Source organism: Rudanella paleaurantiibacter (assembly GCF_009184635.1).
GTDB classification, from domain to species: Bacteria; Bacteroidota; Bacteroidia; order Cytophagales; family Spirosomataceae; genus Rudanella; species Rudanella paleaurantiibacter.
The window spans coordinates 14119-34479 of record NZ_WELI01000018.1; the positions used below are offsets into that span (position 1 = coordinate 14119).

Annotated in this window: 18 protein-coding genes; 10 read left to right on the forward strand and 8 right to left on the reverse strand. The window is 54.1% G+C overall.

The window, feature by feature from the left end:
* Window positions 1-31: 31 nt before the first annotated feature.
* The 3 genes from infB to F5984_RS25255 form a co-directional block, all read right to left on the reverse strand.
* The gene (gene infB / locus F5984_RS25245) at window positions 32-3430 is read right to left on the reverse strand and encodes a translation initiation factor IF-2 (protein ID WP_152126999.1); all 3399 of its coding nucleotides are present in this window, start codon (window positions 3428-3430) and stop codon (window positions 32-34) included.
* 76 nt (window positions 3431-3506) lie between these two features.
* Window positions 3507-4751 carry a transcription termination factor NusA gene (gene nusA / locus F5984_RS25250; RefSeq protein WP_152127001.1) on the reverse strand — a complete coding sequence of 415 codons (1245 nt, stop codon included), beginning with the start codon at window positions 4749-4751 and terminating at the stop codon, window positions 3507-3509.
* A 113-nt stretch (window positions 4752-4864) separates the two neighbouring features.
* Window positions 4865-5368, reverse strand: coding sequence for a ribosome maturation factor RimP (locus tag F5984_RS25255; protein WP_152127003.1), 504 nt, complete (start codon window positions 5366-5368; stop codon window positions 4865-4867).
* Window positions 5369-5482: 114 nt separating this feature from the next.
* Here F5984_RS25255 and F5984_RS25260 point away from each other — a divergent pair, with 114 nt between their 5' ends.
* Window positions 5483-6625, forward strand: a complete 1143-nt coding sequence (locus tag F5984_RS25260; RefSeq protein WP_152127005.1) for an endonuclease/exonuclease/phosphatase family protein — start codon at window positions 5483-5485, stop codon at window positions 6623-6625.
* On the opposite strand, the gene F5984_RS25265 is transcribed toward F5984_RS25260, so the two are convergent.
* Together F5984_RS25265 and moaD are read right to left on the reverse strand one after the other, a co-directional pair.
* Window positions 6626-7036, reverse strand: a complete 411-nt coding sequence (locus tag F5984_RS25265) for a molybdenum cofactor biosynthesis protein MoaE (RefSeq protein WP_152127007.1) — start codon at window positions 7034-7036, stop codon at window positions 6626-6628.
* A 112-nt stretch (window positions 7037-7148) separates the two neighbouring features.
* Window positions 7149-7397: a molybdopterin converting factor subunit 1 gene (gene moaD / locus F5984_RS25270; RefSeq protein ID WP_152127008.1), complete on the reverse strand. Its 249-nt coding sequence runs from the start codon at window positions 7395-7397 to the stop codon at window positions 7149-7151.
* Window positions 7398-7586: 189 nt separating this feature from the next.
* On the opposite strand from moaD, the gene F5984_RS25275 reads away from it, so the two are divergent.
* Window positions 7587-8690, forward strand: a complete 1104-nt coding sequence (locus tag F5984_RS25275) for a vWA domain-containing protein (RefSeq protein ID WP_019989704.1) — start codon at window positions 7587-7589, stop codon at window positions 8688-8690.
* A 109-nt stretch (window positions 8691-8799) separates the two neighbouring features.
* Here F5984_RS25275 and gldG read toward each other — a convergent pair whose 3' ends face one another.
* A complete protein-coding gene (gene gldG / locus F5984_RS25280; protein WP_152127011.1) occupies window positions 8800-10482 on the reverse strand; it encodes a gliding motility-associated ABC transporter substrate-binding protein GldG in 1683 nt (560 codons plus the stop codon).
* 139 nt (window positions 10483-10621) lie between these two features.
* Between gldG and F5984_RS25285 the strand changes: the two genes are divergently transcribed.
* From F5984_RS25285 to F5984_RS25305, 4 genes are all read left to right on the forward strand, one after another.
* Window positions 10622-11605, forward strand: coding sequence for an HNH endonuclease (locus F5984_RS25285; protein WP_152127013.1), 984 nt, complete (start codon window positions 10622-10624; stop codon window positions 11603-11605).
* Window positions 11606-11858: 253 nt separating this feature from the next.
* Entirely contained in the window at window positions 11859-12953 is a 1095-nt protein-coding gene (locus F5984_RS25290) for a Fic family protein (RefSeq protein ID WP_152127015.1), read from the forward strand.
* A 47-nt stretch (window positions 12954-13000) separates the two neighbouring features.
* Entirely contained in the window at window positions 13001-13471 is a 471-nt protein-coding gene (locus F5984_RS26645; protein ID WP_185155645.1) for a hypothetical protein, read from the forward strand.
* The gene (locus F5984_RS25305; RefSeq protein WP_152127021.1) at window positions 13471-13887 is read left to right on the forward strand and encodes a type II toxin-antitoxin system VapC family toxin; all 417 of its coding nucleotides are present in this window, start codon (window positions 13471-13473) and stop codon (window positions 13885-13887) included. Before F5984_RS26645 ends, F5984_RS25305 begins: the two co-directional genes overlap by 1 nt.
* A gap of 2 nt (window positions 13888-13889) precedes the next feature.
* Here F5984_RS25305 and F5984_RS25310 read toward each other — a convergent pair whose 3' ends face one another.
* Window positions 13890-15047, reverse strand: a complete 1158-nt coding sequence (locus F5984_RS25310; RefSeq protein WP_152127023.1) for a cysteine desulfurase family protein — start codon at window positions 15045-15047, stop codon at window positions 13890-13892.
* A 128-nt stretch (window positions 15048-15175) separates the two neighbouring features.
* Here F5984_RS25310 and F5984_RS25315 point away from each other — a divergent pair, with 128 nt between their 5' ends.
* Entirely contained in the window at window positions 15176-16651 is a 1476-nt protein-coding gene (locus tag F5984_RS25315) for an MFS transporter (protein WP_152127025.1), read from the forward strand.
* A gap of 358 nt (window positions 16652-17009) precedes the next feature.
* Here the strand turns inward: F5984_RS25315 and F5984_RS25320 are convergent, their stop codons facing one another.
* A complete protein-coding gene (locus F5984_RS25320; protein ID WP_152127026.1) occupies window positions 17010-17411 on the reverse strand; it encodes a hypothetical protein in 402 nt (133 codons plus the stop codon).
* Between the two features lie 264 nt (window positions 17412-17675).
* Here F5984_RS25320 and F5984_RS25325 point away from each other — a divergent pair, with 264 nt between their 5' ends.
* The 3 genes from F5984_RS25325 to F5984_RS25335 all read left to right on the forward strand — a co-directional run bounded on the left by F5984_RS25325 (window position 17676) and on the right by F5984_RS25335 (window position 20359).
* Window positions 17676-17936 carry a hypothetical protein gene (locus F5984_RS25325; protein WP_152127028.1) on the forward strand — a complete coding sequence of 87 codons (261 nt, stop codon included), beginning with the start codon at window positions 17676-17678 and terminating at the stop codon, window positions 17934-17936.
* On the forward strand, window positions 17936-18340 hold the full coding sequence (locus F5984_RS25330; RefSeq protein ID WP_152127031.1) for a type II toxin-antitoxin system VapC family toxin: 405 nt from the start codon (window positions 17936-17938) through the stop codon (window positions 18338-18340). The genes F5984_RS25325 and F5984_RS25330 overlap by 1 nt, the downstream gene beginning before the upstream one ends.
* Before the next feature lie 108 nt (window positions 18341-18448).
* Entirely contained in the window at window positions 18449-20359 is a 1911-nt protein-coding gene (locus F5984_RS25335; protein ID WP_152127033.1) for an NADH-quinone oxidoreductase subunit 5 family protein, read from the forward strand.
* The last annotated feature ends 2 nt before the right edge of the window (window positions 20360-20361 follow it).

Consider the following 20361-nt stretch of genomic DNA (forward strand, 5'->3'; position numbering starts at 1 on the left):
GTGGGGCTTCCCATATGTGTTATGCGGTTGCCTACGTCGACGAGAGCGTCCGCTTCACTTCTTTGAACTCGAAACCTTCGATGATATCGCCAACCTGAATGTCGTTGAAGTTTTTCACGCTCAAACCACATTCGTAGCCCTGACGAACCTCGCTTACGTCGTCTTTGAAACGTTTCAGCGCGTCGATGTCGCCAGTATGGATCACGATAAAGTCGCGGATCACGCGGATCTTGTTGTTCCGTTTGATGTTGCCATCCGTCACCATACAGCCGGCTACAGTACCGATCTTGCTGATCTTGAAGACTTCGCGTACTTCGATATTGCCCGTAATAACTTCTTCCTGCGTCGGCGCCAACAGACCTTCCATGGCATCCTTCACTTCGTTGATGGCGTCATAGATGATCGAGTACAAACGAATCTCGATCTGCTCCTGCTCAGCCAGTCGGCGGGCGTTGGCCGACGGACGCACCTGGAAGCCGACGATGATAGCATCAGAAGCAGAAGCCAGCAGAATGTCTGATTCTGAAATCTGACCAACCGCTTTGTGAATAATATTCACCTGTACTTCACCTGTCGACAACTGGAGCAGCGAATCCGAGAGAGCTTCTACCGAACCGTCTACGTCACCTTTCACAATCACGTTCAGTTCTTTGAAGCTTCCGATTGCCTTCCGGCGACCGATCTCTTCCAGCGTGATGTGCTTGCGGGTCCGCAGCGACTGCTCACGGAGCAACTGCTCACGCTTGTTGGCAATCTCACGGGCTTCGCGCTCCGTTTCCATCACGTTGAACTTATCACCAGCCTGCGGAGCGCCCGGCAGACCCAGAATCTGTACCGGTGTCGACGGGCCGGCTTCTTTGATCCGCTCACCGCGGTCGTTGGTCATGGCCCGGATACGTCCGTAGTGAGCCCCTACGAGCATCACATCGCCCTGCTTAAGGGTTCCGGTTTCAACCAGTACGGTCGATACGTAACCACGGCCTTTGTCGAGCTGGGCTTCGATAACGGTACCGATGGCCCGACGGTTCGGGTTAGCTTTCAGTTCAAGGACTTCGGCTTCCAGCAATACTTTTTCGAGCAGATCATCGACACCCAGACCGGATTTCGACGAAATCTCCTGCGATTGGTATTTACCACCCCACTCTTCTACCAGAATGTTCATCTGCGAGAGGGCGTTGCGGATTTTTTCGGCATCGGCACCCGGCTTATCCACCTTCGAGAAGGCAAACACGATGGGAACACCCGCTACCTGCGCGTGGTTGATAGCCTCGCGGGTTTGGGGCATGATGCTATCGTCAGCAGCAATCACGATGATAACGACGTCGGTTACTTTCGCACCGCGAGCACGCATGGCCGTAAAGGCTTCGTGACCCGGCGTATCAAGGAACGTTACCATCCGGCCGTCGGTCGTTTTCACACTGTACGCACCAATGTGCTGTGTGATACCACCGGCTTCACCAGCAGCCACCTTGGTCCGGCGGATGTAGTCAAGCAGCGACGTTTTACCGTGGTCAACGTGACCCATGATGGTAACAATCGGAGCACGGGGTTGCAGGTCTTCGGCAGCATCCTGAATTTCTTCCAGACCCGCTTCAACTTCCTGCTCGGCCGTTACAAACTCCACATCATACCCAAATTCGTCGGCAATAACCGTGATCGCTTCAGCATCGAGACGCTGGTTGATCGACACGAACATACCGAGGCTCATACAGGTAGCAATTACCTCGTTGACCGAAACGTCCATCATCGACGCCAGATCGTTGGCCGAGACAAACTCGGTTACGCGCAGTGTCTTTGATTCTTCGTTCTCCAGTTCCATCCGTTCGCGCTCGCGTTCGCTGCGCTCCCGACGGCGATCCCGACGACGGTCGGCACCCCGGTTCTGGTTGTTACCCTGCAAACGGGCGTTGGTAGCCCGAATGTTGGCCCGTACGTCGGCTTCCGAAGGTGTCTCACGACGATCCCGTGTGCCTCCCCGGTTGTTGTTATTGCCTGTATTACCACCGCGGTTGCCACCCCGGTTGTTGTTATTGTTATTGTTGTTGTTTGGCCGACCGCCGGTGTTGTTATTGCGGTTGCCACCACCCTGACCCTGGCCTTGCTGACCCTGGGCATTGTTGTTGTTACCGTCGCGTGGGCCGCGGTCGTTGCGTTGACCACCCTGGCCTTGCTGGCCACCGGCCGTGTTGGCCTGGCCTTCGCGGGGTCCACGGTCATTGCGCGGACCTCCCTGCCCCTGACGGTTATCGTTCGGGCGATTCTGGTTATTACCGTCGCGTGGACCGCGGTCATTGCGTGGACCGCCTTGACCACCTTGTCCCTGGCCTCCGCCCTGTCCACCACCTGCATTAGGCTGTGCTGAGCTGGCCACGCTACCTTCTTTACCCCGAATCCGCTTCCGCTTACCCCGATCACGATCGCGACCACTGGGTTGACGGTTAAACTGACTCAGGTCAATGGTTCCTTTTACAGTCAGACCCTGCAGCTGAACTTTACCCTCTGCCCGAATCGTTTCGGGCTCTTTAGGTGGCTCAGGCGCGGCTGGTGGTGTGGTGGCTGGTGCAGCTGGTGGCGTAGCTGGGCGGGCCGCTTCAGGAGCGGGAGCCGGTTTCGGTTCAGCCGGGCTACGATCAGCCTGCTTCGGTTCAGCCGGGCTGCGATCAGCCGGGCCACGGTCAGCGACCGGGGCCGGGGTTGGCTCAGGGGCCTTAGCCACAGGAGCCGGAGCAGCTGGCGCTGGTTTTGCCTGCGCAACAGGAGCGGGCACAGGAGCAGCGGGCTTCGGTGCCGGTGCTGGCTCAGGGGCCTTGGCCACAGGAGCCGGAGTGGGCTCGGGTGCCTTCACTACAGGAGCAGCCGGAGCCACAGGGGGCTGGGCTGCAACCGGTGCCGCAGGCTTTGGTGCCGGAGCAGGCTCAGGTGCTTTCGCTACAGGAGCCGGAGCAACCGGGGGCTGCGGTGTAGCAGGCCGAGGTTGCGGAGCCGGTGCGCCAGGCTTAGCATTCAGATCAATTTTACCCAGTACCTTCAGGCCAGGCAGCGTTGAACCACCCGACTCAGGCTTGCGCTCACTCGGAGCGGCAGAACCAGTATCGGCCGGGCTTTGTGCCTGAGGCTGAACGGCCTCGGGTCGTTTGGCGTCCGATTCGATACGGCGCCCTGCGTCATCACGACGGTAGAGAATAACGTCATCGTCCTGCTTGCGGGGAGCTTCAGCCGGTGCCACGGGAGCGGGCTTGGAAGCGCCGTTCAGCAGATCGTTTGATTTGAATTCTTTCGCCAACACCTCCAACTGATCCATAGGGATCTTGGTGTTGGGATTACTATCGACCTTATACCCCTTGGCAGACAGCTTGCTCACCACGGTGGATAACCCCACGTGGAGAACTTTTGCCACTTGGCTTAGTCGCATTGATTTATCTTCTGCCATACGTTCGGTATATGATCGGCAAATTTAGCGGTTGTTCCTACGATATGAACAACAAGTACTTCAATTAAAATCCCGTTTACTCAAACTCTCTACGTAAAATATCGAGTATTTCCTCGATCGTAGCTTCTTCCAGATCGGTCAAACGAACCAATTCTTCTTTCGTGCGAGCCAATACGCTCTTGGCAGTATCCAGACCAACGCGCCGGAATTCTTCGATGATCCACTCATCGATTTCGTCCCGGAATTCCATCAGATCGACATCCTCGTCGTCCTCCTGTCCTTCGTTGTCGCGGAATACATCAATCTCCATATCCACCAGTCGGCCGGCCAGTTTAATGTTCTGCCCACCCCGCCCAATGGCCAGTGATACCTGGTCGGGCTTCATGAATACAGACACACGCCGGGCCTCCCGGTCAATATTCATCGAACTAACCTTTGCCGGGCTCAGAGCACGACTAATGAGCAGTTCGAGGTTTTCGGTATAATTAATAACGTCAATATTTTCGTTGTTCAGCTCCCGCACGATGGCGTGAATCCGCGAGCCTTTCATACCTACGCAGGCACCTACGGGGTCGATCCGGTCATCGTACGATTCAACGGCTACCTTGGCACGCTCGCCCGGTTCCCGTACAATCTTCCGAATAGAGATCAGACCATCATAGATTTCGGGAATCTCCTGCTCAAACAACCGCTCCAAAAATACAGGCGATGTACGCGACAGGATAATCTTGGGCGTGCCGTTGTTCATATCGACCCGGTGAATGACGGCCTTCACGGTATCGCCTTTGCGGGGCCGGTCTTTCGGAATCTGCTCGGTGCGGGGCAGGCTCAGTTCATTACTCTCGTTGTCGACCAGAATCGTCTCGTTTTTCACGAGCTGATACACTTCTGCCGTAACCAGGTCGCCTACCTGATCCTTGTATTTCTGATACAGGATTTCTTTTTCGAGATCCTTAATCTTCTGAATAAGCGTTTGCCGGGCCGTTTGTACTACCCGACGACCAAAGTCTTCGAGTTTTACTTCCTCGGCTACCTGCTCGCCTACTTCAAAGTCATCCTGAATTTTACGCGCTTCGGCCAGGGGAATCTTATCGTAGTCCCAAATGTCTTCCGAATCATCGTCAACAATCTCGCGGGTGCGCCACATTTCGAGGTCACCACTATCAGGGTTGATAATGACGTCAAAGTTTTCGTCCGTGCCGTATTTTTTACGAATCATCGTCCGAAACACCTCCTCCAGGACCGCAATCATGGTAGGCCGGTCAATATTTTTTGACCGGGCGAAGTCGGAAAACGACTCAATAAGTAAGCTGCTGGTCATTTTTATTGTTTACAGTTTCAAGTTTGCAGTTTATAGTTTCTGGTTTACAGTTCTTGGTTGGGGTTACCTGATGCGGGAAACGCTTCATGCAACGGCAAACTGTAAACAGTAAACTATTTAAACGATATTTCTACAGTAGCCTGTTTGATCTGATCGAACGAAAACGCGGTAGGGCCCTCGGGTCCGGGTGTCAGGCCAGCGGCTTTCATTTTGGTTTTCGACATCTTAACGGGCTCTACATCAAGTACAATCTGTTCGTCGGTCACGCTATCGAGCTTGCCTTTCACCTGCTTCCCGTCGGTCAGCGTCAGCAGTAATGTCCGGCCGATATTGCGCCGAAACTGCCGAATCCGGGTGAGTGGAAAATCAATACCCGGCGACGATACTTCGAGCGTAAACGGCGACTCGCCGAAGAAGTTCATCTCTTCCAGCTGATTGCCAAACTGACGGCTGATACTCGCGCACTCATCAATGGTAATCCCCTCGTCACTATCTAAAAGGAGCGTGACTTTCAATTTTCCGCCCTGACGACCCGCTACCTGTACATCGACTATATAGAAATAATCGTTATTAAGGTATGGTTGAAGCAGTTCAGTTATTTTTGCAACGTCATTCATGCCCTATGGCTAACAAAAAAGGGAGTAAAACTCCCCTTGCCGCACACCTTCATGGTTGGTTAACGGTGCAAATATAAGGCATTGAAGATGAAATATCAAGTCTCTACTCCTGCCATGCCGTTTGCATTCTCAGTACGCCAACTCATTCGTTTATTTTTCCGGTCGCTACTGTGGTCGCTCAACGTGGTGCTGGCACTTTACACCTTGTTTTTATACTGGCTTCTGGACGATGTGCCCGTTGAACACTGGTCGGCCAGTATGCTCATGATCACCCTGCCAATTGCCTGGGCCCTCAATATTGCCTGCCTGCTGATCTGGTTTTTTACCAATGCCTGGCGATGCCTGCTCTCCCTGCTGGTTCTGCTGGCGGGATACTGGCTATGGCCCCGAACCGTGGCCTGGAACGATCCCGTCTCGAACCTGTACGGTAAGCCTACCCTCACGTTGTTGAGCTACAACCTGATGAATTTCAACGCGGAGGAGTTTTTTCGGAACCCACAGGCCCGGCATGAAACCCGACTCCTGACCGACTGGGTGATCCGAAACGAGGCATCCGTGAAATGCTTTCAGGAGTTTTACAACTCGCAACGGCACCAAAGTTTGCGGATGATTGAGCGGTTCGATTCGTCGGGGTACGCTTACAGAGCCTTGCTCTACCCCGACTACAAACGCCAACCCGACATGTACATTGGGCTGGCTATTTTCTCGCGGTATCCGATTTTAAATCAGGGCCGGGAAGCGTTCGGGCCGAGCCATAACGGCATTGTCTGGGCCGACATTAAGATCGGCGCCGACACCGTCCGGGTCATTAACGTACACCTGGAGTCGATGGGAATTCGGGTTCGGCGGGTGCTCGATCAGCAGGAGATGGCGGGCGTGCGGCTGCAAACCCGGGGCATTCTGTCATCGCTGCGGGAAGGGTTCATGGCCCGTCAAGCCCAAATCCGAACGGTGGAGCGGTACGTCGACGAGAGTCCTTACCCGGTAGTTGTCACGGGCGATTTCAACGAGACCCCCTACAGCGTGGTGTACGGGCGTATGCGGGCCAAGCTCCACAATGCGTTTGAGGATGCAGGGCGCGGTTTTGGTTTCTCGCTCAACCGGGCACCGAGCGTACTACGTATCGACAATCAGTTTTATGATGCCAACGCTCTCACGGCCTTGCGTTTCAAAACGCTCCGGCACGTCCCCTACTCCGATCATTACCCGATTCTGGGGAGCTATATGTTCGAACGGGCGCGTAAGTCCCGGTTCTGATCAGGGCGTTGCATTTACCCACACTTCACCATCGGAAAACACCTCTTTTTTCCAGATGGGTACCGTTTGCTTAATGGTATCGATAATGTAGCGGGTAGCCTCAAAGGCATCGGCGCGGTGAGGGGTCGAAACACCAATCAGCACGGCCATTTCGCCAATACGCAGCAAACCTGTCCGGTGAATAACCAGGCAGCGCAGAATAGGCCACCGCCGGTGAGCTTCGTCCACTATTTTCTGCATTTCAGAGATGGCCATGCGGTCGTAGGCTTCGTATTCAAGCCGATCGACGGAGCGGGCCGAGGTATTGTCGCGCACAACGCCCAGAAACAGGTCGATAGCACCGGCCCCATCGGCCTGTAAAAACTTGTAAGCGGACCCCAGGTCGATTGGGTCTTTGGTTAATGCAATCATAAGTAGCAGTAGGCAGTGGCAGTAAGCAGTAGCAGTGGGCAGTGGGCAGTGGGCAGTGGCAGTAAGCAGTAGCAGCAGACTGACGCAAGATTACTGCCTACTGCCGATTTCGTTATCCTCCGCTAACGGGCGGAATGAGGGCCACTTCGTCGGTTGGGGTAAGTGGTGTATCGGGGTCGGCGTATTCTCCGTTAACCGCTACCAGCAACGCCCGGATTTCGCCCAGACGTGGGTATTGATTTTGCAACTGCTCCATCAGATCCGAAACGCGGGCCTGGGTCGGTAACGGCTGCTGAATGGTACTCTGACCGGTAATGTCGCGGGTGATACCGAACAGGAGAACTGTAATGGGTGTATTCATTGACCAAAGAAAAAGAGGAATTTTGTTTGTATCAACGTATAGTGTCTGGAAAAATTGAAGGCAAGCCGGCCATTTAATCGAAAAAAGGGGCGGCTCGGTTGTATCTTTGGTAATGCGCAACTGGCCGAACAATTCCGGCTGACGTGCTGTTTTGTCGGAGCATAATGCTCAGTAGTCAACAATTTCCCCATGAAAGGCTTTCAATTCTCCCAATACGTTCCGCCTGAGCAAAAAGAAGGCAGCAAGTTCGATCAGTTGCTCAACATTTTTCAGCAGTTGCTGCTGATTACGTCGGGCGATGTGGAACAGGCCATGTCCTGGATGAATCAGCTTGACCGGCAGTACAGCCTGACCGACGACAAGTACGGCATGGGCGACTTTTTTCAGGATCTGAAAGACAAAGGCTACCTGACCGAAGAAAAAGGCGAAGGTCGATTGGTGATGACGCCCAAAAGCGAGCAAACCATTCGGCGGTCGGCGCTGGACGAGATTTTCGGGAAGCTGAAACGCTCAAAATCGGGCGGGAACCACAACACGCCCTATACCGGTACCGGCGACGAACTCAGCAGCGACCTGCGTACCTACCAGTTTGGCGATACACTGGAGCAGATTTCGATGACCGAGTCGATTCGGAATGCGCAAATCAACAGCGGAGTCGAAGAGTTTACGCTCATGGAGCGCGACCTGGAGGTGACCGAAAAAGAGCAGAAAACTCAAACCTCGACGGTGCTGATGATCGACATTAGCCACTCGATGATTCTGTACGGTGAAGACCGCATTACCCCGGCCAAAAAGGTAGCCCTTGCGCTAACGGAGCTGGTGAAGCAGAAATACCCGAAAGACACCCTCGACATTGTGGTGTTTGGCAACGATGCCTGGCAGATTCAGGCTAAAGATCTTCCCTACCTGGAGGTTGGCCCTTACCATACCAATACAGTAGCCGGGCTCCAGTTGGCTATGGATTTGCTCCGCCGTCGGAAGAACAAGAACAAGCAGATTTTCATGATCACCGACGGGAAACCAACCTGCCTGAAAGAAGGTATCAAGTATTACAAAAACTCGTTTGGCCTCGACCGCAAGGTGGTGAGCAAGACCCTCACCCTGGCCGCGCAGTGCCGCCGTCTCGATATTCCGATCACGACCTTTATGATTGCCACCGACCCGTACCTGAAGCAGTTTGTGCAGGAGTTTACGAAGGTCAACAACGGCCGGGCCTATTACAGCGGCCTCCAGGGCCTCGGCAACATGATGTTTGAAGATTTTCAGCGCAACCGCCGGAAGAATATTAAATAACAGGGAGGAAAGGAGAAAGCAGGAAGGGAGAAAGGGGTGCGGGCGCGAGATTATAATCCGCCAGGCTTCCTTTCCTCCCTTTCTGCTTTCTCCTTTTCCTCCTTTCTCCCTATTTCCCGTATTTCCGCTTCCGGTTCCACTGCCACACCACGCCGATCAGGCCCACCAGCGCCACGGGGCCAATCAGGTTGAGCAGTTGCCAGCCGGTGCGCTCGTTTGGCAGCCTAACTTTGTCGAGCGGCCGCAGCGTCACCTGCCGGTTGCGGGCTTCAATAACGCCTTCGGGGTCAGCGAGGTAGTCGATAGCGTTGAGAGCAAAGTCTTTGTTGGCAAACGTCTGCCGGGTAAACCGGTCGAAGCCCAGCGGATAAGGCGTTTGATTCTGGTAGTTCACATCATTGACCACCAAATCGCCATCCGAACACACAATCACCCGCGACTCGGCCGTAGCCTCGGCCCGGAAACCGCGCGCACGCGGGTCAGTTGGTAGAATCTGATTGGCAAACAGCGACCGGAACCGCCCTTCGAGCAGGCATCCGACTATGCGGGTTCCCCCATTGTAGGTGCGCGGGTCGGGCTGTTGCCGGGCTTCGTTGTAGCCCACTACCACGGGGGCCTGCCGAATCTGGGTGTAGGGCGAGGTAAGCAACAGGGGGGTTTTGCGAATAAGACTGTTGCCCGCACCCACCGCCCGAACCGTATCAATCGAACTGACGAAACGAGTCCAGACCACATCGAGGTTGCGCACAATGGGGTGACTACCCGCGCCGGTTCCACGCCCGAAATTGTTGATAACCGGGTAAAACCGCCACGGCACCAGCTGAATATTGGGCTTGTCGCCCACGTTGCCCACGTTGAGCGGAATCACGTTGCAGCTCAGGTCTTTCACTACATCGCGGTTCACCCGAGCGCCCCAGCCAAAAAACAGCTCATCGAGGTTCAGGTTAAGCGGTTGGGCAAACGTACCCTCGGCCCCAACCGAATCGACGCGCTGCCCATCCACAAAAAACAAGGCCCGCCCGCCATTCACCACAAACTGATCCACTTTAAACAGATCGTCGTCCGAAAACGGTTGGTCGGGTTTGGGTACCAGCAGCACGTCCAGATTGGCAATGGGGCCGGGCTTACTCAGGTCAACAAAAAAGAGGTCGTAGTTTTCCTGCACCGACGCCAACAGGTCTGAAAACCGCGAGGGGGGCACGTTGGTGCGGGCCAGCAACCCCACCCGCCGACGGCTACCGGCCGGTTGGGTAAGCCGCCGAATGGCCGACGCCATCGCGTACTCTACGCCCTCATAGGATTGGTTCAGCTGCTCTTCGGGCGAGGCCGCCTTATTGCCTTTGAGCAGCGGCACGGCTACCTCCTGCCCTTTGTAGGAGACTACAGCGCCCGGAAAAATGATTTTTTCGGTACGCTTACCGCCTTCGTTGGCAAAGAGGTTGGTGGGCAGCAAGCCCTTCTGACTCAGTTGCTCAATCTGCTTGGCTTTGGCCTCAGCATTGCCAATGGCGTCGATGTCGATGAAGCGATACGTCACATTCTGCCCAGCGCGGGCGGCAAACTCATCGAGCGTTTCGCGCACGGCGTTTTCGAGCCGTTTGAAGCCGGGGGGCAGGTCGCCGGTGAGGTACACGTTGACATGCACGTCGTCGTCGAGGCCCGCCAGCAGGTTTTGTGTGGCTGTAGAGAGGGTATATCGTTTTTCGGCGGTCAGGTCGACCCGAAAGAACAGGAATGCCGACAGCACGTTGATGGCCACCACGGCCAACAAGACCAGAAAGACTTTTTTCATTATCTACTAAACGCAAAAGGCATACCCCTTCGCACATTTCGCGGTGCAAGGGGCTAGAGCCGGGCAAGTTACGGAATCAGGTGCTTTTTCGGATATTTGTCGTCCGCCACTCACCATTAGAAACCCTTTCTCTTGATTCATGTCTGATAAACAAATAGCTTACTTCGTCCACGCTTTCACCCATTTGAATACCGGCGGAGGGCGTATCAAAGAAAGTGCTCCTCATAAACCGCTGGTGCTTCTTTCGGTTATTCAAGGCTACGAAACCGGTCTCCTGACTGACAACAAAATACCTATTTCGCCAGAGTTGATTAGCCTGTTCAAAACGAACTGGAACCAGTTGGTCACTACCGGTCATACGTTGGGGTTCGCGATGCCGTTTTTCCGGTTGAAAAACGAGCCCGGAGCGTGGTGGCAGTTGGTGGCCAATCCGGGTTGCGAGCGGTGGGTACAAACCGGCGACTTATCCAACTTCAACAGCCTGAGTAATGCGGTAGCCTATGCCGAAATTGACCCAAAACTTGCCCAGCTTCTGCTGCACGATATATCCCGCACGGTTCTCCGACAAACGCTACTTGAGCGCTACTTTCCGGGTCAACAAATCAGTACTCCGGCCAATTCGGAGGTAACGATGGAGGCTATCAAACGCGAAATGTTTGACGAACCACCCGCCGATAACAGTCATAGGATGAAGGGCCTGAAGAAGCGTCTCAACGGCGAAACGTACGAGATTGAACTCTACACCCGAGAGGCCGTTTTTCGGCGCGAAGTTGTTCGGATATACAATGACACCTGCTGTGTAACAGGGGCGCGTGTTTCGGGTCCTTATTCATTCTCGATGGTCGATGCGTGTCACATCATCCCCTTTTACAAAACGTTTAACAACCATCCCACCAACGGTATTGCGCTCTGCCCAAATCTCCACCGGGCCTTTGATAAGGGAGCTATTTCAATTGACGACCATTACCGGGTTGTTGTCTCCCGCACGTTTGTAGAAAACGAAAGCAGCGTGTACAGCCTGAACGCGTTAACCGGGAAACCAATTGAACTCCCGAAAGACGAACGGTTTTTACCTGACCGCGAAGCCTTTGCCTGGCATCGGGAGCATGTATTCAGGCAGTAAAACGAACAGCGCCTAATTTTGAGCAACTCATTGTAGAAGGTATCAAAAGATTACCTCATTGGTGGCTTTCGACCAGCGGTACCCCAAAGAATAGTTCAATACACTGCCGGAGCCACATACCCCTGATGCAGTTGTGAAACGGGGAAAATCATATCCCAATCCCGGCCCCAGACCACGTTGCCCCGCTCAATGATCATGTACACGAAATGTACGCGACACCTGGGTCATGTACAAAAAAGGCGTATTATTGTACATGATAGATCTCCTACCTGAACAGCCTTATAATCAGTTGCCTCTGTTGCCTCCTCCGCGCGAGCATGTAGAGAGCGTACCTATTCTTCGGCAGGAAAGCCGTGCCATGCGGGCGTTAGCCGAGTTGAAAGGAATGACCCGGTTATTACCAAACCCCGCCATACTGGTCGATGCGCTGGTGCTTAAAGAAGCAAAAGCCAGTTCTGAGATTGAAAACATCATTACAACCAGTGATCGACTCTACCAGGCTTTAGCAGCGAAAGAGCCGAATACAGACAATGCCACAAAAGAAGTCCTTCGGTATCGTCAGGCTTTGTATACGGGCCATCGATTTATCCAGAGTCGCGGCTTTTTGAGTACAAACGGGATTGTTTCCATTCAGCAGGAACTTGAAGCCAATCAGGCGGGTATCCGGCGGCTGCCGGGAACAGCTTTGCGGAACGACCGGACGCAGGAAACCATTTATACGCCCCCCGATGACCCGCATACGCTTCAGACATTGATGCATAATCTGGAACTCTATTTGAATACAAATACAGAAGATGACGTTTCGCCCCTGATCAAATTGGCTATTCAGCATTATCAGTTTGAAAGTATTCATCCCTTTTATGACGGCAATGGTCGAACAGGACGAATTATGAATGTGTTGTATCTGATCTTACAGGAGCTGCTAACCGAGCCGGTTCTTTACCTGAGTGGATACATTATCCGCAATAAGGCTGACTATTATCGCTTATTACAGGAGGTTCGAACGCGGCAAAATTGGGCAGACTGGATTTTGTTCATGCTAAAGGCGGTTGAGGAAACAGCCCGGCAAACCATTGGACAAATTCTTCAGATTCAAGCTCTTTTTGAGCAGACAGCAGAGCATATTCGGCGGGACGCACCCAATGTGTACAGTAAAGAGTTGGTCGAGGTTTTATTTCTTTACCCGTACAGCAAGATCGAATACGTTGTTGATAGGCTGGCCGTTGACCGACGGACCGCATCGAAATACCTACGTACGATTGAAAAGATAGGCTTGCTGCGTTCGGAGCAGAAGTGGAAGGAAACGTTGTTTATCAACACACGTTTGTTTGACTTATTAAAGGAATAGAAATTGATGCCAGTTGAAGTTGGCTAAACGACGATATTTATTATGTTGTGGATGCGGGTGGTTATGCAGAAAAGGACCAAAATGGACAAGCTGCGAGGCTCCATCCGAAAAACTCAGCCGTAAACGGTGCTTTTCTACATGCTCTGCTCCTGTTACTGCCAGGGAAAGCATCCTTATCTGTTTGGGTCTATCAAGCACAAAGAACCTCAATTTTTCGTTATCTTGCTGACAGCAAAGCGAACCCAAGTATGGAAGCAACGTTTGTAGTAAAGCCTGAAGAATTAACCTCTGAATGGTTAGAGCAGTTGAAAAGCCATTTTGCAGATGATGGAACAATAACGATCACGGCAACTGGCCCAGATAAATCTTTATCTGCTGAAGAGCAGAGGGCTGTTAATCAACGGGCTATGTTTAAACGCTTACAGGAAACAAAAAAAATATACCCTACCCGTACCATAGAGGCTGACGTTGATATCAATAAGCTTATTGATAAAATGCACTGGGAAGGAAACCACTGATGATCTATTTTGACACCGATGTTCTGGTTAACTTCTTTGTTAAACAGAAAAAAGCTGAGCATTTACATCCAATTGCTATCAATGCAATGGAAGAGGCCACTACTAGCGGCCTCTTTTTTATTTCTATCCACTCGCTCAACGAACTCGGCTTTGCGCTTGCCAAATGTGGTGAAAAACGTGATGCAATAACGCAGTACGTGACAAGTCTCTATGCAGCGGACCCTGTCGGTATTACGCTCGATCACTTGAAACGAGCCACAAAAATCGCTTATAATGTAAGCTTTCACCACACCAGTGATTGTCTGCACACAGCCATTGCCGAAGAATTCTGTGATGAACTCATCACATTTAACGGGTCTGATTTCAACCTCATTAGGCATCATACCAAGTTGAAAATCACGATTTTGGCGCAGTAATCTTACACCAGCGCCCGCAGGCTCTCCACCACTTCCTTTACCGCTTTTACGGTATTTTCAATATCCGCTTCCGTCGTGAAGCGTCCCAGGCTGAAGCGCAGGCAGGAAAAAGCCTCGGTTTCGGTCAGGCCCATAGCCAGCAACACATGCGATGGGTCGATACTCGCGGCTGTACAGGCTGAGCCATTGGAAACGGCAATGCCCTCCAATCCCATAATTAGGGCATCTGAATCACAGTTTTCAAAGTAGATGTTGGTGGTGTTGTACAAACGGTGGTCACGGTTTCCATTTACGCGGGTGCCGGGGATCTGGAGTAGTTCAGTTTCCAGCTGGTCGCGCAACAACCCAACCCGTTTCATTTCCGTTAGGTCAGCCACCGGTGCCAATTCGGCCGCCTTTCCCATGCCTACAATGCCCGGCACATTCAGGGTGCCGCTGCGGAGGCCGCGCTCGTGCCCGCCCCCGTGTACCAAGGCTTCCAGTTTTACTTTGTTTGGTCGCCGTTGGCGGACAAACAGCCCGCCAATGCCCTTGGGGCCATAAAACTTGTGAGCCGAGAAAGTGAGCAAGTCAATATGGATGTTATCCACATCAATCGGCAACTTACCCACCGCCTGTGTGGCATCGGTCATGAATAGGGCACCCGCTTCGTGGGCGAGTTGGGCAATCTCGCGGATGGACTGAATGACGCCCGTTTCGTTGTTTACCCACATCACCGACACCAGTATGGTATCCGGTCGAAGGGCCGCCTTCAGGTCGTTCAAGTCTAACAGCCCCGCGCCGACGCTTCGGTCGGGTTGAACGGGCAGATACGTTACGTCGTAGCCGCGTTTTTCCAGATATTGACAAACGTCCAGCACGGCTTTGTGCTCAGTCTGCACCGTAACAATATGCTTTCCCTTGTGCTGATAATTTTCAGCGACACCTTTTATTGCCAAATTGATAGCCTCCGTAGCCCCAGACGTAAACACCAGTTCGTGGGTTTCGCAGCCCAGCAAATCGGCCAATTGCTGCCGGGCCGTTTTCACCGCTTCGTGGGCCGATACGCCAAACGGGTGCGTACTAGCCGCATTGGCGAAGTTATCGGTCAGAAACGGCATCATGGCGTCCAGTACGCGCGGGTCAATACGCGTTGTGGCGTTGTTATCCAGGTAAATCATATACGAAAATAGGGAGAAGGGAGGAAAGGAAGAAAGGAGAAGGCCCAAGTCCCCCAGGGTCGGTTGGGTAAACATACCCACCGGGGCGATGTTTGAGAAACAGCCCCTCTATAATCAGTTTTGTGACCATGAATGTAACAAACCAGGCGTCGTTGCCCCCCAATAAATGGCTTGTACTGGCCACGCTAGCCTTCGGTACGTTTATGGCGACGCTCGATAGCAGCATCGTCAACATTGCCCTGCCAACCATCCGGCGCGAACTGAATGCGGGCGATAGCGTGGAGTGGGTGGTGCTGAGCTACCTGATTACCACCACCAGTACCCTGCTCATCATGGGTAAACTCTCCGACTGGCTCGGTCGGCGGCCCATGTACATTACCGGGTTTATCATTTTTGTGCTGGGCTCGCTGCTGTGCGGGCTGTCGTGGAGCAGTGCGTCGCTCATTGGGTTTCGGGTGGTGCAGGGGTTGGGCGCATCCATGCTGTTTGCTATTGGACCGGCCATTATCTCGGATACGTTTGCACCGGCCGAGCGGGGTCAGGCCCTGGGGCTGATGGGGGCCGTGGTGGCAGCTGGTTCCAGCACCGGGCCAGTGGTAGGCGGCTTGTTGCTGGGCAAATTTGGCTGGTCGAGTATCTTTTTTGTCAATGTCCCGGTTGGGCTTATCGCCATCTGGCGAGCGTCGGTGGTGCTGCCTCCAAGTCTTAAACAGACTGGGCATAGCTTACGCCAGTTCGATTTGGTGGGGGCGGGCCTGTTTCTGGTGGGCGTTACTACCTTGCTGACGGGGCTTGATTTTGGCCCCGAACCCGACTACGGCTGGCGACATCCGCTGGTACTGGGGCTCATGGGTTCGGGAATGGTGCTGCTTACGGGCTTTTTCATCTGGGAAAACCGTACTCCCCTCCCCATGCTCCAGTTGAGCCTGTTTCGGATTCGGCCCTACACCTCGGCCATTGTGGCGGCCTGGTTGGGGTTTGTGGCCTCGGGCGGCAACCTGTTTGTTATTCCGTTCTTCCTACAACAACTCCTGGGCTTTACGCCCCAGCAGGCCGGGCTGGTACTACTGGCCGGGCCGCTCACGCTGAGCATTGTGGCCCCCATTGGCGGGTATCTCTCCAGTAGGGTCAGTACGCGGTGGCTGGCCAGTACGGGGCTGTTGATTACGGCTTCGGGCTACTTTGCTTTTTCGTTTCTGAGCACCGACTGGGACTGGCACGATGTGGTCTGGCGCAGCGCGCTAGTGAGCCTGGGCTTTGCCCTGTTCCAATCGCCCAACAGCAGTAGCGCGCTCAATGCGGCTCCGTTAGATCAACGCGGCATTGCCAGCAGTATGATTGCCTTTATGCGCAACATGGGGCTGGTGATGGGCATTGCCGTGGCCGCGGCCGTTTGGTACAGCGCCCGGAACGGGTATGCCCAACGCGCACACACCGACCCTACCCATACGGCCGCACAACTCGCCGGTATGCGCACGGTGTACTGGGTGCTGAGCGGATTGGTGCTCACGGCGGCCGGAGTCTCCTTGGGGCGGGGGTCGTTATCGCCAGACAAGCCCCGGCCCGACGGGGTTGAGGAGCAACTGAGCACGCCCGTCAGTTAAACGAACACCAAAAAGCCGCATCAGAACACATCCGACGCGGCTTTTCTATTTTAACGTGAATTATGGATAATGGCTGACGCGTATGCCTTCGACAAGCTCAACCGCACGTGGTCCGGGCTGACCACACATTTGCGAGCTGCCCGTCAGCCTGAGCCTATCGAAGGCCTATGCGTCAGCAACTATCTGTTTAACAGCTGATTGATACTCGTTTTACCCTTAACTCACGTTATTTTACAAGTTAGGCAATGAGGTAAAAATTAATGGATAACGCATGACCTGATAACCAACGGGAAACTCATTTTACATTATCCATTCTACATTGTACATTATCCATTCCACATTACCCATTCACTAACAATTACCCCCGGCGGTATGGGCCACCCGGCCGACGTCCGTACGATTGTTGAGCATCAAACAGACGGTCGCGTTGGGCGGAGGTGAGCACGGCCAGCATATCCTGACGCTTACGCAGTTGCAGGTCGCGGTAAGCACGGGGTGTCAGCCGCGAAGTATTCATCATCCGGTCGTACTGGTCTTCAATTTTGTGCAGTTGTTTTTCCTGACGGCGCGACAAGCCAACTATAGCGTCGATCCGGTCAATTTTCAGCTCTTCACGGTATTCATCGCGGGCATCGTTGTACTGAGGTTGCGGCCCCCGGCGGTCCCGATTGTCGGGGTAGCCGTAACCGCGATGTTGGGCAAACGTAGCGCCCGTGGTGAGGGCCATTAACAGAAGGGCGGCAGCAAGTGTCTTGTTCATGAGTACTGGTTGTGTTTATGTGGTATTTGTCTCTTGGAGGGCCAAACCGGGTCAGGGTTTAACAGGAGCTTAAAATAACCTTAATCGCCGTACAACCAGAGGCTATTCCGGGGCTATTTAATTTCTAACGCAGAGCCATTATATCAGGCACTTTTGTAACTCATTCTCTGGACTTTATGCGCTACTCCATTCGCTAAGAAGATAGCCGCGGGCTGTCCGTTTTGGAGACGCTTTTGTTATAAAGCAAACATACTCTCACTGGTTATGAAAACGACGTTTGACATCAATGCCAATGAATTAGACGAGCAATTCTTCGAGCGGTTCCGGTATTTTTTTGCCGGGCGACAGGTACGCATTACCGTTGAAGAAGCCACGCTGAGTCAGCCTGCGCCCACCCTGCCCGACCAACGGCAGTGGTTTGCCGAAATGGAAGATCTGCAGAAGGCTTATCCACCCCAGAAAATTCCATTGGAAGTGGAGATCAACACCCTGAGCAATAGTTTGTACGGACGCGCCATACGCTAATGATCTACTTCTCTACCGACGTTCTGGTCAACTACCACGTTGAGCAGGTTCCGGTGCAGCATCAGCAAGCCCGGCATTTATACCAGCAAGCCATTCAGCGGGGGCAGGCCTTTATATCCCTGCTCACGCTGAATGAGCTGGTGTTTGTGTTGACCCAACTCCATGTCGACGAGCACGACATTGCTCTCAAAATGAGCAAGTATCACGCGCTAACACCCGCCGGAGTCTCGGCTGAGCATTTCAAACGGGCCGTGCAACTTGCCGAGCGGGTTGGCTTTGGGCATATTACCGAGTGCCTGCATACGGCCATTGCCGAAAGCCACTGCCACGAGCTATACACCTACAATCGCCCGGTTTTTACCCGGATTCAGCCGTACAGCCCACTCAATATTGTTTGTTTTTAGGAACAGATAGAGCCAACAGAAAAATACCCCATCGGTGCGAGAACTCCCCGTATCTTTCTCCTTGTTGTTTTCTCGCCCGTATATTTGCGGCCAAATCAATTGGCTTTCATGCACGACCCGCTCGCAACCACCCTCCTTACGCTGATTCTGCTACTGCCTTTTGCGGGTTTTTTAGGCGTTCGGATGAGTTCGCGACAGGTGGCCGGTCCCTTGGCTATCGTGCTCACGGGCATTGGTTTACTCTTGTCGGGCGTGGTGCTGGTTGGTACCACCGGGCCCGCTGTCCCGATTCTGGCCGAGTGGCTCAACATGTCGGGGGTGTCTATCCCAATCGGTTTCCGGTACGACGGCCCCACGGCCATTATTCTCGTATTGGCCCACTTTGTAGCCTTGCTGGTACAGATTTACTCCCTCTCGTACCTGGATGCCGACGCCGACAAACCCCGCTACTTTGGGTATCTCCAGCTGTTTGTGGGAGCCAAAGCCGGTATTTTGCTCGCCAGCAACCTGATTGTCATGTACGCATTCTGGGAGTTGGTAGGTCTGGCCTCGTACCTGCTTATCGGCTTCTGGTACGAGAAACCACAGGCCGCCCGGGCTGCTCAGAAAGCCTTTTTGTACAACCGCGTAGGCGATGTCGGTTTCCTCATCGGGATACTACTCACCTACCGAATCTTTGGCACGGTTGAGTTTGCCCAACTCACCGCCGAGGCCCCTACTGTGGTGGGGCTCTTGCTCTTTATGGGCTGTATGGGCAAGTCGGCACAGTTTCCGCTCATTGGCTGGCTTCCCGATGCCATGGAGGGCCCCACACCCGTTTCGGCCCTGTTGCACGCGGCCACTATGGTAGCGGCCGGTATTTTTCTGCTGGCCCGCATTCACCCGCTGCTCTCGCCCGACGCCCTTGTCGTGATTGCCCTCATCGGCACCGTCACCACCCTCTGGGGCGGCTATTCGGCCTTGTTCCAAACCGACATCAAAAAAGTATTGGCCTTCTCAACCGTCAGCCAACTGGGGCTGATGGTAGCCGCTATGGGTACCGACAACCTGAACGGGGGCCTGTTTCACCTGCTCACCCACGCCTTTTTTAAGGCCGGGCTGTTTCTGGGAGCTGGTGCCGTCATTCACGCCCTGCACACGCAGGATATGCGGCAAATGGGCGGCCTGCGCCGGTCCATGCCCGTCACGTTCTGGGCGTACACCATTTGCGCGGCTGCTCTGGCGGGGGTGCCGTTTCTGTCGGGTTTTCTGTCGAAAGAAAGTATTCTGGCCGGGGCCTTCGCCTGGGCTTCGGGCCAACATAGCCCATTAGCCTACGGCATTCCGGTGGCCCTGCTGCTCTCATCGGGTCTCACGGCCCTGTACATGGCCCGGCAGGTACGGCTGGTGTTTCTGGGCGAAAGCCACGCCCCCACTCAGGCGCATCCGCACGAGCCCGACCGCCTGCTGTTAGGCCCAGTGGTGTTACTGGCGGTACTGTCAGCTTGGGTTTGGTTTGCGCTCAATCCATTGTCAGCGCACGGTAGCTGGCCCGATACCCTATTTTCGGCCGGGCAACTGGGCCAACCCGTCAACCCGGCTGCGGCTGCCCATATCGTACCCGTTTGGCTGGCTCCGCTTTCTATTGCCCTCGTATTGCTGGGGGGCTGGCTCGGCTTCCGGCTCCGCGACCCGGCCCCCGACCAACTGGTCGTGCGGGCTTCGGTGCAGTACGGATTCCTCGACGAGTTTCTGAACTGGCTCGTGGTGAAGCCCGTCGTTCGGTTGGCGCATGGCCTCTACCGGGCCGATACGCGGGTGGTCGACGGAGCGGTGAACGGTGGCGGAATCGGGGTGGTTGTGCTGGCGCACATTGCCAGCGCTGTCGACCGGTTCGGGGTCGATGGGGTGGTTAACGGCGGGGCCTGGCTCGCCAACCGATTGGGCGGCCTGACGCGCTCCGTTGGGGGCGGGCGCGTGCAATCGTACATCACGGCGGCCGTTGTGGGATTGTTATTATTGATTTGGTGGTTGGTTTAACG